This is a genomic window from Halorhabdus rudnickae, assembly GCF_900880625.1.
Lineage (GTDB): Archaea > Halobacteriota > Halobacteria > Halobacteriales > Haloarculaceae > Halorhabdus > Halorhabdus rudnickae.
On the sequence record NZ_CAAHFB010000001.1, the window covers coordinates 130,787 to 143,450 of the forward strand.

Below are 12,664 nucleotides of genomic sequence, written 5' to 3' on the forward strand. Positions count from 1 at the left end.
AAGCTCTCGCCCCCGACAAAAAATCGTTTCGTTAGCCGCCTCTCAGTCACTGCAGTCGATACCGGAGCAACGCCGCGATCCCTCCGAGATTCGCGAGTTGCTGGCCGGGATCGAACTCCCGCGAGAAGACAGTTACCTCGCCGCCCTGCTGTTCGGTCCGTTCGATCACGCGATCGGCGTCGATCTCCCAGTCGCCCTCTCCCGCGCGGGTTTCCCGGAGGTGTTCGTCGAGGATAAGGAGGTGTTCGATCGCGCCGTATTCGGCCGCTTCGGTCACTTCACTGGGGCCGTACGCGACCTCGACCCCGTCGGCGATCCGGGCCATGAGTTCGTCGATCAGCTCGGCCTCCTCGGCGATGCGCGTCTCGGTCTGGACGTCTTCGACAGCCCCGCGCTTGAGCACTTCGTGAACGCCACGGTCGCCCACTGCACTCGTGTCGACGGTCGTGATCGAATCGGCGAGATCCGTCGTCTCCTCTTCGATGTACGCCAGCGCGTCCTGTTTCGTGAACCCGGGACCGGCGAGGATGATCGCATCGGCGTCCGTCCGGGAGAGCACCTCGGTGAGTTCCGCAAACAGTTCCTTCCGCGGACGGGCGTAGTCGCCTTTCCCCGTCGGCCCGGTGACGCTCGCTCGTTCCTCGGTCCCGTACTGGGCGACCGTGTGGACGTACGCCTGCCCCTCCTCGACCGTCGCGACGGCCACGTCCGGCGCGTCGGTCGCTTCGACGGCCTCCTCGATCCGTTCGAGTTGATCCGGCTTCCAGTACTTGCCGACGGCGATCTCGTCGTGTTCCTCGACGTTGAGCGTGTGATGCTGGCCGAGTTGGTCCTCACGGGAACAGTCGGCGATGACGCCGCTGACCCGCAGCCGGTTGGCGAAGCGGGCGAATTCCACGTCTTCGACTTCGAGAGCGGCCCAGATGTGTTCGCGCTCCCCGCCCGTATCCCGGAGTTGTTCGTCGTTGCGCTGGATCCGGCGCGTCGTATCGCCCGAGACCCGGTCGCCCGGCTCGATCACGTAGGTGAGATGCCAGAGATCGTCGAGACTCTCGGGGACGAGCGTCAGCCGCTCGCGACCGCCCTCGAGGTCTTCCCGCTCGGCAATGCGCATGCTCGCGGGTGGGGGACCAGCGAGTAAGTGCCTGCTGATTTCGGGGTTCCAGTCGGCTGGCGTGAAACCGATCAATTGGGTCCTCCGGCTGATGGGCATGAAACCGCTCAATGTGGCTTTGTGCCACGACACAAGACAACGGACTCCACGAAAACGCATTTATCTCCGGCCGACGGACGGCTAGCTATGGTCGAAACAACCGAGAAAGACGGGATGACGTGGTACCGCTGTGAGCAGTGCGAGATGCTCTTCGACGAACGGGAGGACGCCCGTCAACACGAGGAGGCCTGCGACGCGGAAGACCCCTCGTATATCCAGTAATTAGCGCTCGTTCCCGTCTCGCCGGGCGCTTTCGTCCCGAGATTACCCCTCTCCGTCCGGGACAATCTCGAAGGATCGTTCGCCCATCTCGTCTTCCTCGAAAACAAAGACTCGCCCGTCCAGCGCGTCGAAGTCGACCGTTATCTCGACGCGGTGGGAGTGACTTTCGGCTCGAACGCCCGGGAAGACCGTCGTCGCCTCCTCGGGATCGAGCAGGAGCCGACCTACACCGGTCGATTCGAGGATGTCCTCGTGGGTGACGCGATCGTTGACGTAGACGAGGATTCCCTCAGTCCCGCTCTCGTCGGTCACGAGGACGTGTGCCTGCTTGCCCGGCGCGGTCGTGACCGATCCTTCCCGGCGGGCCGGGACACCGTGATAGAACGCCTCCCGACCGTCGAGGTACTCGACGGTGACGCCGTCTTCGGTCAGCTGGACGCCCACCGTCTGCGGGGGGACGTCCTCGCGGATGCTCATACTCCTCCTGGGTGCGGTGCGATGAAAAACGCCGCGTTCCGGGACGGGAACCAGCACACGTAAGTATCGGCTCGTCGAGTTCGTGCCCACATGGACGGCACTGCCGTGGCACCCGCCGCCGGGACCGTACTGAACGCGCTGGCGACGGGCACCGGGTCGGCGTTCGCCATCGACGTCGAGTTGCACGCCGAGGTAACGCTCGACGGTCGCGGGGACGTGACCGGCACTGTCGCAGGTGAACCCGACGCCGACACGGCGCTGATCGAGCACTGTGTCGAACTCGTCACCGACCGGTTCGGCGACGGAGAGGGTGGAACGGTCCAGACGGACAGCGACATCCCGATGGCCTCGGGACTGAAGAGTTCCAGTGCGGCCGCCAACGCGACGGTGCTGGCGACACTCGACGCTCTTGGCGCCAGCGGAGAACTATCCAAGGCCGACGCCGCCAGGATCGGTGTCCAGGCCGCCCGCGACGTGGGCGTCACCGTGACTGGCGCCTTCGACGATGCGAGTGCGAGCATGCTCGGCGGAGTGACCGTGACCGACAACACCGAAGACGAGTTGCTCGCCCACGAGCCCGTCGAGTGGGACGTGCTGGTCTGGACGCCGCCCGAACGGGCCTACAGCGCCGATGCCGATGTCGAGCGCTGCCGCCAGATCGCGCCGATGGCAGATCTGGTGGCCGACCTGGCTCTCGACGGCGCGTACGGACGAGCGATGACCGTCAACGGTCTCGCGTTTGCCGCCGCGCTCGGGTTCTCCCCGGATCCGATGGTCGAGGCAATGGCCCACGCCGAGGGCGTCTCGCTGTCGGGGACGGGACCGAGCGTGACGGCAGTCGGGAACCGGGAAGACTTAGAGCGTGTGCGGGAAATCTGGGAACAATACGAGGGACGGACATGGATGACGACGACACAACGGGACGGCGCCCGGACGACGTGAGCGACTGGCCGGCCGAATCGCGACCGGACGACATGAGTCTGGACGAACTCCGCGAGGAGATCCGCTCGATCGATGCCCAGCTCGTGGAGTTGATCGCCCGCCGGACGTACGTCGCCGACACGATCGCGGCGGTCAAGGACGAACGGGATCTGCCGACCACCGACGAACAGCAGGAACAGCGCGTCATGGACCGTGCCGGCGAGAACGCCGAACAGTTCGACGTCGACGCCAACCTCGTGAAGGCCATCTTCCGCCTGCTGATCGAACTGAACAAGGTCGAACAGCGGGAGAATCGCTGAGCGAACAAGAAGTGCCTGTTCCGTCTATCTGCTGTCGAAAGGCGGCTTCTCAGTACGTCCACAGGCGACGAATGCGCGATTCAATCTCCGGGTAGGTGTCCCCCAGCGTCTCCGGGTCGGTCTCGCCGTCGACGTTGATGACGTGTACTTCGCCGCGACGGCCGCTGTAAACGTCTTGAAAGTCGTAGACGACACCGAGGAGATCGGTTCCATCCGGGACGTGTTCGCTCGCTTCGAGCGCCTCGATCTGGCGGTCGACGTTGTATTCAACGAGGTGATTGATCGCCGCTTCGCGTTCGAGACCGTCAGGGAGTTTCTCCAGACCTCGTTCGAGCGACGGGGCCAGCAGGTCGACGCAGTGTTCGATCCCCGGCGGTTCGTCGAGGCCGTCAGTGAGGTGGTCGTAGGTCGCCGTGACGGCGCCACAGCCCGTGTGGCCGACGACGACCGCCACGTCGGTCCCCGTGTGAGCGATCGGGTAGAGGACGTCGCCTGAAATGACGGCTTCGCCGTCGACTTTCTGGATGACCCGGTTGCCGATGTTGCCACACGTGAACAGGTCGCCCGGAGCGTCGTTGCCCCACATGTGATCCTGGAGTACCCGCGAGTCCGAACAGCAGACGGTCACTGCCTCCGGGCGCTGGCCGTCCTGGAGCGGGCCGAACTGGTCGTCGAACGCCTCGGCGTGGGCAGCATTGCCGGTGAGCATCGAGATGAAAATGTCGCGCATACGCGAGCAGAACCCTGCCGACGGTTTAGGGATTGAGATTTCTGGTTCGTGGAGTTGTGTCCCGGACACGGTTGATCGGCGCTATCGAACTGTTCGTGGTCGGGGACTGCTCTCGGACGAGCGACCGTCGGGCGTCTGTCGAATGGCCCCGAAACGTACAACCATAAAGTAGCCTCCTTGCGGAGATACCAGTATGGCCGAGGAGGAACTCGACGAGGTGGACAAAGCGATCCTGTATGCACTCCAGGAGGACGCCCGGAACATGTCCTCGGGAGACATCGCGGAGCGAACCGGGACCTCGGATAGTACTGTCCGCAAGCGCATCCAGCGGCTCGAAACCGATGACGTGATCAAGGATTACAGCGCTAGAGTCGATTACCAGCAGTCGGGCTACCCACTCCGAATGTTGCTCTACTGTACCGCGTCGATCCCCGAGCGCGGTGACCTGATCCCCGATATCCTGGCTATTGACGGTGTTGTTTCGGTTCAGGAACTGGTCACCGGCGAAGAGAACCTGCTCGTGACTGTCGTCGGCGAGTCCGACAGTGACATCACCCCTGTCGCACAGGAACTGCTCAATATGGGCCTGACTGTCGCCGACGAAGTGCTCGTCAGAACCCACGAGACGACCCCGTTCGGCAAGTTCGACACCGGAACCTCGTCCGAACACCGTTCATAGCTGCAGACAGTCGACGCCGCCACAGTCGGCGAGGCTCTCTCGGTGACGCCACCGATCACGGACTACGACACACTCGCTCTGTCAGAACCCTTTGTTCTCATCCGGGACGAACCGGCCGATCACGCGTCTGTCCGGGCCGAGAGTCCTTTCGATTACCTTGTCAAGAGTGTGTGGTTTACAAAAACACAATGTTCTATAATGAGTATTTTACGAACGGTTTGTGACTATAGGAAGATTTAATAGACAAACTGTTCTCAAATGGCTATAGAAGCGACCAGAACCAGACCCTAGAGCGGACCTGGGCGATTCAGATGGGTCGTGAGTGACAACGATGTCAGGACGCACCTCGAAATCGACTGTCGGAGCGCTCCCGGACACGACGGTGGACTCCTCGATCGTGCCCGGTGCACTGACGTGGCTCGTGTGGACGCTGTTTGCCGCGAGCGTCGCCGTCCTGGCCGCGCGAGTCCGACTGGCCGGGGCCTGGGAGATCGCGGGCGTGCTCGCCATCGACGGTCTGACTGTCCTGCTGTGGGTGGTCGTCACGTTCTTCAGCGGTATCGTTCACAGCTACTCGCGTCGCTACATGGCAGGCACCCCCCACGAGACGAGCTTTTTCGCCGGGATCTTCGGATTCACGGCAATCGTGATGGGGCTGGTCGCGGCCGACCACGTCGCCCTCTTTTGGCTTTTGTGGCTGGCGATGGGCCAGGTGATGGCGACGCTCGTCGGCAGCGTCCGGGGATGGAAACAGGCACGGGCCGCCGAGCAGGTCGCCCGTAGGTACTTCCTCGCAAGCAGCGCCGTGCTCGGCCTCGCACTCGCAACACTGTGGTGGACGACCGGGTCGACGACAGTCTCGGGGATCGCCGCGGCTCCGGCCGGTCTCGGCGGGCCGGTGTGGGTGCTCGCCGCCGGGGCTCTCGTCCTCGCGGCGATGATTCAGTCCGCGCTGGTGCCGTTTCACACCTGGCTGCTCGCCTCGATGACGGCACCCACGCCCGCCTCGGCGCTGATGCACGCCGGGTTCGTCAACGCGGGCGGCATCCTCCTGATTCGCTTCGCCCCGGTGCTCACTGTCGACCCGACGCTCATGCTTGCGGTCGTCGTGGTCGGGGCGCTGAGCGCACTCCTCGGAAAACTACTCAAGTCCGTCCAGCCGGACGTCAAGAGCAAACTGGGCGGATCGACGGTCGGACAGATGGGATTTATGATCATGCAGGCCGGCCTCGGTTTCTTCGGGGCCGCGATCACCCACTTGATCCTGCACGGCTTCTACAAGGCCTATCAGTTCCTCAGTGCCGGCGAACGGATCGAGCAGACCAGTCCGGGTACCGCGACCAAACAGGCTCCCGGCGTCGTCGGCCTCGCCGCTACGGTCCTGACCGGGATCGGTGGCGGCGTGGTGTTCGCGGTCCTGACCGGCGAGGGAATGCACTTCGACAGTGGGATCGTCCTCGTGATGATCGTGGTGATCACGACGCTACACGCCGCTCGTAGCGTCGTGGGCCAGATGTCGCTGTCGGCCCCGCTCCGGTACGGCGCGGTCCCGGCCGTGTTCGTCCCGGCCATCGCTATCTACGCACTCGTCTACGAGGCCGTCTCGGGGCTGTTGGGTGACCTTCCAATCGTGGCTGCCCCCACCGAACTGACCGTCGTCCACGGTCTCGTCGTCGGGGGATTCCTCCTTGCATACGTCGCCGTGGACACCGAGTACTACGAGCGGAGTACGCGACTGTACGTCACGCTCGTGAACGCGACGCAACCGCCAGCTGACACCGTGTTGACCACCAGGAGAGAATACAATGAGCACTGAACGCACGATCGAAACCGGGATCGAGAAGGCAGCCACCACCGTCGGGTCGGTCTGGCCGATTCACTCGTTCGTGACGGCCAATCCCCTCTCGGGGTTCGAAGAGATGCCGTTCCCGGAGGCGGTCCGGCAGGCGGCCGATTTACTCGGTGGTCGTGGGTACCCACGCCGGGAGACGTTCCGGGCGGCACTCACTGCTGGTCAAATCGACCGCGAAATCCTCGAATCCGAACTCGCCGACCGGGGCTACGAGGATGCCCCGGCGGCGCTGCTCGAACGGATGGACACTGCCGTCGAGGCAGAATCGCCCGATATCGCCACGGAGCGCGCCGAGCACGTCCTGACGAAGTGGCTCGCGGCGTTCCTCGACGAGGGGCGCGCGAAGTGGCCGATGCCCGACCGCGAAAACGGGTTCTACGCCGCGTTTCACAACGTGATCGAGCACGACGAGCAGGTCCCGGCTAAAGGAATCGTCGCCGACTTGCCCGAGGACCCCATCGAGGTCATCGGGACCGTCCTGGAACCGTACCCCGAGAGCCAGTGGATACCGATCTTCGAGGAGCAACTGGCCGCCCTGCCCGGCTGGACCGGGTTCGTCAAACAGCGGGCCGAGAACGACGGTGCTTGGCAGTCGACCTACCCGATCACGTTGTCGGGCTATCTCGCGGCTCGTCTCGCGCTCCTGTCGGCGTTCGATGCAGATCTCGACCCCTCGCCCGGCCCTGACGACACGGCACCCGAGAGAGCCGAGGACATCGCCGACGCCTTTCTGTGTGCGTGGGAGCGGAGCTACCGCACCGAACTCCTCGAAGCAGTCGCAAGCGAGAGCGAGGCGCTCGCGGACGGTGATCCGGCGGATCGCCCGGACGCCCAACTCGTGTTCTGTATCGACACGCGCTCGGAGGTCATTCGTCGCCACGTCGAGGCAACGGGCAAATACGAGACCCACGGGTACGCGGGCTTTTTCGGCGTCCCGATGGAGTATCAGGGATACGACGACGAGGTGTCTGTCGAGGCCTGCCCTCCGATCGTCGATCCCAAGCACCGCGTCACCGAGTTCCCGACCGACCAGGACGGACAGGCCAGCTACGAACGCTGGTCGGCGATCCGCGAGAGCGTGGGAAAACTCCTCGAGACGCTGAAATCGAACCCGGCGACTGCCTTCGGCTTCGTCGAGAACGCCGGCAGCGGCTACGGCCTCGCACTGGCGGCCCGGACGCTCGCCCCCGGGCGAGTTCGTGATCTGTTCGACACGGCTGACGATGCGGTACCGGACGATCACGAGTTCTGTGAGCCTCTCGTGGATCACCAGCACACCTACGCTGGCGACGTGCCGGTCGGACTGACCCACGAAGAGAAAGTCGAGTACGCCGCGACCGCCTTCGAATTGATGGGCATCGAGACGTTCGGCCGCCTCGTCGCGTTCGTCGGGCACGCAAGTGAGACGGCGAACAACTCGTTCGATTCGAGTCTTGACTGTGGTGCCTGCGCGGGCAACCCGGGCGGGCCGAACGCCCGCGTCCTGGCGGCGATCTGCAACGATCCCGATGTCCAGGCGGCACTGGCCGATCGTGGCATCGATGTCCCCGAAGACACTGTCTTCCTGGCTGGCGAGCACAACACGACCACCGACGAGATCGAACTGTTCGACGACGCGGTTCCCGAGAGCCACGCCCCGGATCTCACCCAGTTGCGGGACGATCTGGCGACCGCTCGCGAGTCCGCCGCCGAGGAGCGCGTCTCGTCGACGGGCCGGGAAGACGCTGCGGCCGTCAGCGAGACTGAGCGTCGCGCGGCCGACTGGGCCGAGACCCGCCCCGAGTGGGGGCTGGCCGGCAACGCTGGCTTCGTGATCGGCCCGCGGGAACTGACCAGTGACCTCGATCTCGACGGCCGTGCGTTCCTCCACTCCTATGATTGGTCGACCGATCCCGGCGGCGACGCCCTGGAGTCGATCCTCACCGGGCCGATGGTCGTCACCCAGTGGATCAACACCCAGTATTACTTCTCGACCGTCGACACCGCCGTCTACGGGAGCGGGTCGAAGACCACTCACAATCCGGTCGGTAACGTCGGCGTCTACCAGGGCAACGGTGGCGACCTGATGACCGGATTACCCGCACAGTCGCTGCAAGCCGCTGCTGACCAGCTTCACCACCAGCCGCTTCGCCTCTCGACGATCGTTCACGCCCCGGTTGAGCGCGTCACGGACGTACTGGCCGAACACGAGTCACTGACCGAACTGCTTGACAACGATTGGCTATCGCTGTCGGTCGTCGATCCGACGCAGAACCACCGGGTGTTTCACTACGAAACGGAGCTGTCGTGGCGGCCACTGTCTGCAGGAACTGAACCAGACCTGAATGTGGAACCGGATCCCGCTGTCGCAGACGATTGACCCTGCAAGCTGTCGCCGGGGTTGTAATGCGGTCGGGTCGCGTCATTCAATACCACCGCCGACAAAACCACTGTCGTGAGCGACGATCAACCCTCGCGTCACGACCGCCTGGACCGCCACCAACTCGGGGGGTCGCGCAACTCGCTTCGTCACTGGATCTGGACCCGGAACCCGATCTGGATGCTCGTCGTTCCTGCGATCATCTGGGTTCTTAGACTGGTACCCAGCGTCCGCCTGAAGAACGTTGTCCTGCGGGCACTCGGTGCCGAGGTCGGCGACGGAGTGGCGCTTGCGTTCGGCGCGACGCCGGACATACTCTGGCCCGATCTGCTCGTCCTCGAGGACGACGCCATCGTCGGCTACGACGCGACCCTGCTCTGTCACGAGTATCTTCAGGACGAGTATCGGACGGGCGAGGTCGTGATCGGCGAACGGGCGATGATCGGCGCCGGGGCGATCGTCCTGCCGGGCGTCCACGTCGGCCAGGATGCACAGGTTGCGGCGAACTCACTGGTGACCGAGGACGTGCCGGAAGGGACGACCGTCGCGGGCGTACCGGCAGAAGTCGTCTCTGGAGAGTCCTGAGGCGGCTACCGGATTCTGGTGATCCCCGATCGGAGCACGCGCTGGTTGGGGATGATGAACTCGCCGTCGTCGCTCTCGACGTGTGTGACGAAGACGTCGATCTCCTGGACGACGCCACGGTTGCCGTCGATCTCGACCTCGTCGCCGATGCTGTATGGTTCGGACAATAGCAGATAAATCCCGGCCGCACCCGCACGCAGCAGGTCACGGAATGCCAGACCGATCAAAAAGAGTAGCCCGACGGCGTAGACCCCGAGTAGGACGATCAGAGCAGCGGTCGCCACACCGAGTTGGCCAAGCGCGACCAGCCCAGCCACGTAGAAGATACTGTATTTGACCAGTGCCGGCAGTAGCGTTACTTCCGGGAGTTTGATGCTCTTGAGACGTTCGCTGACCGCCAGCGAGGCCTTGTCGCCGACCACGAGCCCGACGATCACGACGATCGCCGCGAGGAACAGGCTCGGGAGATATCCCGTAACGCGCGTCCAGAATAGCTGGGTATCCATCAGCTGGGCGATCTGCAGTGCGATAAACAGTGCCAGCACGTAGACGAACAGCGCCGATAGCTGAGCGAGGACGCCGACCGTCGACAGCCCGAGGTTACGCATCGTTCGCTCGAAGACTGTCCCCTCGACAGCCTCGTCGACGTTCATCCGCAACAGGAGGCTGCGTGTCCCGCGCCAGACCAGATACCCCGCCACGGCGCCGATAAACAGGACGATAACCGCGACTGTCACCGCCGTCTCCTCGGAGAAGAGTGTCCGAATGATTTCGGCGACGTCGACCATCAATACTCCTCCGGATCGAGTTCGAGAATCAGCTCGCCGCGCTTGAACGCCCGGACCAGTCCGTCACTTTCCGAAAGGACGATCGCCGTGGCGTTGGTGTCCCGCGTGATCGCCCCGGCCGCCATGTGACGGGCCCCCAGGCCCTTCGGGATGTCCACGCCCTCGGCGGAGGGTTCGAGGTACCGGTAGGCCGAGACGATTTTCCCCGCGTCGCTGATAACGAACGCGCCGTCCAGCCGCGAGAACTCCTTGAGCATCACGTTCACGATGGGATCGCCCACGTGGACGTGGCTCTTCTCGAAGGGATTGTAGCTGAGCGGGCGGGACTTGTTCATGACCTTCCCCGCGTCGCCCACGACGAACAGCGCGCCGACCGGCTTGCCCTTCTGGCCCTTCTTGCCGAGTTCGATCGCCACTTCGACGACGTCACGGATAACTCCCGGCTCCGCACGTGAGTTGACGAACAGATCGTAGACGCCGGATTCGGTGAACTCCCCGGCCCGAATCCGCACGGCCGTGTCCACGTCGTCCCCATAGGTCGTCGCCAGACACAGCAACTGGTCGTTCTCGCCGACGTACTCCTTTTCGAGCGCGCCCTCGATGCCGAAGCGAATCCGGTCTGAGAGTTCCGAGAACTCCACCGGCAACTCCACGAACTGATCTGCCCCCCGCTCGTCCTCGTCGCTCACCACCACCACGTCGTGGTCCTCGATCAATCGATCGTGGAGGTCCGATCCGGGACTGAAGAGCACAACCCCATCCAGATCGGCCGCAAGTGAACCGAGAACGTCGTCGATCTCGCTCATTATCGTATCAGATAACCTAACAGGAAAAAAGCTTTGTGGGCGGGTCCGACGGGGATCGATTTCGGGGATTCGCGGTAGGCAACACATCGTGCGTGAAAAATGTCCCCGCTGGCATCGTCAGTCCTGCCAGTACTGGCTGGTACTGTCAGTCTTGCCCAGTTTCGCACTGGTCTGACGACTCGGCGAGACAACACCGATCCCACGACCATCCCGTGGTGAGCGTGACAGTCCCGTCGCGATTCGGGGTGTCTACTCTCGTCGATACGGTGTCTCCCATCGCGTGCCCGTACACGCTGAGGGTGGTCGTCTGCCGGAGCACGTTCACCGGAATGTACAGTACGGTCGAGGCAGTTGGGCCACCGAACCATCGCCAGGTCCTGCGGGCGTTGGACTCGGACAAATAGACACCGCGACCATAGAGCGGTTCTCCCTCCCCGCCGATGTCGTACTGTTCCACCGTTTCGCCCGTGCTGTCGTGCAATTCGATCCGTTCACATCGGTATGCGAGGTCCCGGTCGTCTTCCCTCGCCGGAACACGCGTCCGCTCGAAGGTGAACTGGACGGGCTCGTAGGTCCGTTCGAGGACGCTGTTCGTCGATTCGAGGCTCGAATCCAGTACCCGCAAGTAGTCCATCCCACTGGTCTCATCCGGCTCGACGGCGGTGGACTCGTGCCACTCGTTGAACGACGTCACCAGGAGTCCACCGACAGAACTATCGACGTGCTGGCTCGCAATCTCGGTCACGCGCTCGAAACGGTCCTGGGTAGCGGGCCACGTGAATTCCTCCGCATCTGGGGTCTCGAAACCGGGAATCGTCGTCGGGAAGAAATCCGTCTGCGTCGCGTCCGCGGCTGCGTGCCACTGCAGGTACAGGTCCGCGAGACGCTCGTCGAACGACGCACCGCCGGACTGTGATTGCTCAGCCAGTCCGGCGATGGTGTACGTGTTGACGCCGTCGAACGCACGCATTCGCTGCCGATCAGCGGGCGTCGGTGCTGCCGTTCCGGTCATGTCCGCTAGTAAGTACACGTCGTGATCGATCCGATCACGAAGCGCGTCGATCGCTGCCGGGACGTCACCGCGAAACTCCCGGGCGCCGTAGACGAACACAACTGGCCGGCCGTCGATCCGTTGATAGCTTGGCCGATCGAACAACCTTTCGAGGGACTTGAAATCCGAGACGAGCGTCTCCCGGACACGCTCGTCTTCGATGTCGACGCCGCCTTCGCCCGACAGTCGGCCCACCGTTTCGTAGAGGATGGCAAACCCGACGTTCGTCCCATCTAGAGCCGGTGCGAGTGTCGAACGGATGATCTCGTCTGTCCGTGTCTCCGGCCCCCACCAACTGGCCGACAGCCAGTCGATGCCGGCGGAGTCTGCCCAGTCTCGATGGCGTTCGACCACGTCTCTGGACTGCGAGTCATAGACGCCCATCTCGGGCGTTCGTACGAGCCCGTCAGTGTGCCCGCCGGGTCCGTACCACGGGTAGTAATGCGCACCGACGAGCAGCTCGTCAACTGTCGCCTGTGTCACGCGTTCGCCCTCCTGTGAATCCATCTCTCGGCTCGTCTCCGCCGACAGCTGGGTTCGGTCGGTCTGTCTACCCCGATCGGCTTCCCCCCGACCGCCGCGACGTACACGGAGAGCGCTGACCGTCGCTCCTGTGGTGAGCCCAGTGAACAGGAACGATCGGCGGGTTGACTTCCCCATG

General features: G+C 63.8%; 13 protein-coding genes. 7 read left to right on the top strand and 6 right to left on the bottom strand.

The features are described 5' to 3' along the window. Positions 1 to 46: 46 nt before the first annotated feature. Positions 47 to 1,114, bottom strand: a complete 1,068-nt coding sequence (locus BN2694_RS00635) for an mRNA surveillance protein pelota (RefSeq protein ID WP_135661614.1) — start codon at positions 1,112 to 1,114, stop codon at positions 47 to 49. 186 nt (positions 1,115 to 1,300) lie between these two features. Here BN2694_RS00635 and BN2694_RS17865 point away from each other — a divergent pair, with 186 nt between their 5' ends. Further along, on the top strand, positions 1,301 to 1,435 hold the full coding sequence (locus BN2694_RS17865; RefSeq protein WP_280176656.1) for a DUF7128 family protein: 135 nt from the start codon (positions 1,301 to 1,303) through the stop codon (positions 1,433 to 1,435). Between the two features lie 42 nt (positions 1,436 to 1,477). Here the strand turns inward: BN2694_RS17865 and BN2694_RS00640 are convergent, their stop codons facing one another. Then, the gene (locus tag BN2694_RS00640; protein WP_135661616.1) at positions 1,478 to 1,912 is read right to left on the bottom strand and encodes a DUF5796 family protein; all 435 of its coding nucleotides are present in this window, start codon (positions 1,910 to 1,912) and stop codon (positions 1,478 to 1,480) included. Between the two features lie 90 nt (positions 1,913 to 2,002). On the opposite strand from BN2694_RS00640, the gene BN2694_RS00645 reads away from it, so the two are divergent. After that, positions 2,003 to 2,854, top strand: a complete 852-nt coding sequence (locus BN2694_RS00645; protein WP_135661619.1) for a shikimate kinase — start codon at positions 2,003 to 2,005, stop codon at positions 2,852 to 2,854. A gap of 32 nt (positions 2,855 to 2,886) precedes the next feature. Continuing rightward, positions 2,887 to 3,153 carry a chorismate mutase gene (locus BN2694_RS00650; RefSeq protein ID WP_135665351.1) on the top strand — a complete coding sequence of 89 codons (267 nt, stop codon included), beginning with the start codon at positions 2,887 to 2,889 and terminating at the stop codon, positions 3,151 to 3,153. A 49-nt stretch (positions 3,154 to 3,202) separates the two neighbouring features. On the opposite strand, the gene BN2694_RS00655 is transcribed toward BN2694_RS00650, so the two are convergent. Beyond that, positions 3,203 to 3,883 carry a carbonic anhydrase gene (locus BN2694_RS00655; protein WP_135661621.1) on the bottom strand — a complete coding sequence of 227 codons (681 nt, stop codon included), beginning with the start codon at positions 3,881 to 3,883 and terminating at the stop codon, positions 3,203 to 3,205. A gap of 193 nt (positions 3,884 to 4,076) precedes the next feature. Here BN2694_RS00655 and BN2694_RS00660 point away from each other — a divergent pair, with 193 nt between their 5' ends. The 4 genes from BN2694_RS00660 to BN2694_RS00675 all read left to right on the top strand — a co-directional run bounded on the left by BN2694_RS00660 (position 4,077) and on the right by BN2694_RS00675 (position 9,358). Further along, positions 4,077 to 4,562, top strand: a complete 486-nt coding sequence (locus tag BN2694_RS00660) for an Lrp/AsnC family transcriptional regulator (RefSeq protein WP_135661623.1) — start codon at positions 4,077 to 4,079, stop codon at positions 4,560 to 4,562. A gap of 331 nt (positions 4,563 to 4,893) precedes the next feature. Further along, positions 4,894 to 6,378, top strand: a complete 1,485-nt coding sequence (locus tag BN2694_RS00665) for a proton-conducting transporter transmembrane domain-containing protein (protein ID WP_135661625.1) — start codon at positions 4,894 to 4,896, stop codon at positions 6,376 to 6,378. Then, positions 6,368 to 8,773 (top strand): DUF2309 domain-containing protein, encoded by a 2,406-nt coding sequence (locus BN2694_RS00670; RefSeq protein ID WP_135661627.1) that lies wholly within the window; start codon positions 6,368 to 6,370, stop codon positions 8,771 to 8,773. Before BN2694_RS00665 ends, BN2694_RS00670 begins: the two co-directional genes overlap by 11 nt. Before the next feature lie 75 nt (positions 8,774 to 8,848). Beyond that, positions 8,849 to 9,358, top strand: a complete 510-nt coding sequence (locus BN2694_RS00675) for an acyltransferase (protein WP_135661629.1) — start codon at positions 8,849 to 8,851, stop codon at positions 9,356 to 9,358. A 5-nt stretch (positions 9,359 to 9,363) separates the two neighbouring features. Here the strand turns inward: BN2694_RS00675 and BN2694_RS00680 are convergent, their stop codons facing one another. The 3 genes from BN2694_RS00680 to BN2694_RS00690 form a co-directional block, all read right to left on the bottom strand. After that, the gene (locus BN2694_RS00680; RefSeq protein ID WP_135661631.1) at positions 9,364 to 10,146 is read right to left on the bottom strand and encodes a mechanosensitive ion channel domain-containing protein; all 783 of its coding nucleotides are present in this window, start codon (positions 10,144 to 10,146) and stop codon (positions 9,364 to 9,366) included. Beyond that, positions 10,146 to 10,952 (bottom strand): diadenylate cyclase DacZ, encoded by an 807-nt coding sequence (gene dacZ / locus BN2694_RS00685; protein ID WP_135661633.1) that lies wholly within the window; start codon positions 10,950 to 10,952, stop codon positions 10,146 to 10,148. Before dacZ ends, BN2694_RS00680 begins: the two co-directional genes overlap by 1 nt. Positions 10,953 to 11,097: 145 nt before the next feature. Further along, positions 11,098 to 12,663 carry a glycoside hydrolase family 99-like domain-containing protein gene (locus BN2694_RS00690; RefSeq protein WP_167879927.1) on the bottom strand — a complete coding sequence of 522 codons (1,566 nt, stop codon included), beginning with the start codon at positions 12,661 to 12,663 and terminating at the stop codon, positions 11,098 to 11,100. Position 12,664 lies beyond the last annotated feature (1 nt).

Coding starts and splice junctions, on each gene's coding strand:
- BN2694_RS00635 (WP_135661614.1), bottom strand. CDS start 1,114: ATGCGCATTGCCGAGCGGGAAGACCTCGAGGGCGGTCGCGAGCGGCTG.
- BN2694_RS17865 (WP_280176656.1), top strand. CDS start 1,301: ATGGTCGAAACAACCGAGAAAGACGGGATGACGTGGTACCGCTGTGAG.
- BN2694_RS00640 (WP_135661616.1), bottom strand. CDS start 1,912: ATGAGCATCCGCGAGGACGTCCCCCCGCAGACGGTGGGCGTCCAGCTG.
- BN2694_RS00645 (WP_135661619.1), top strand. CDS start 2,003: ATGGACGGCACTGCCGTGGCACCCGCCGCCGGGACCGTACTGAACGCG.
- BN2694_RS00650 (WP_135665351.1), top strand. CDS start 2,887: ATGAGTCTGGACGAACTCCGCGAGGAGATCCGCTCGATCGATGCCCAG.
- BN2694_RS00655 (WP_135661621.1), bottom strand. CDS start 3,883: ATGCGCGACATTTTCATCTCGATGCTCACCGGCAATGCTGCCCACGCC.
- BN2694_RS00660 (WP_135661623.1), top strand. CDS start 4,077: ATGGCCGAGGAGGAACTCGACGAGGTGGACAAAGCGATCCTGTATGCA.
- BN2694_RS00665 (WP_135661625.1), top strand. CDS start 4,894: ATGTCAGGACGCACCTCGAAATCGACTGTCGGAGCGCTCCCGGACACG.
- BN2694_RS00670 (WP_135661627.1), top strand. CDS start 6,368: ATGAGCACTGAACGCACGATCGAAACCGGGATCGAGAAGGCAGCCACC.
- BN2694_RS00680 (WP_135661631.1), bottom strand. CDS start 10,146: ATGGTCGACGTCGCCGAAATCATTCGGACACTCTTCTCCGAGGAGACG.
- dacZ (WP_135661633.1), bottom strand. CDS start 10,952: ATGAGCGAGATCGACGACGTTCTCGGTTCACTTGCGGCCGATCTGGAT.
- BN2694_RS00690 (WP_167879927.1), bottom strand. CDS start 12,663: ATGGGGAAGTCAACCCGCCGATCGTTCCTGTTCACTGGGCTCACCACA.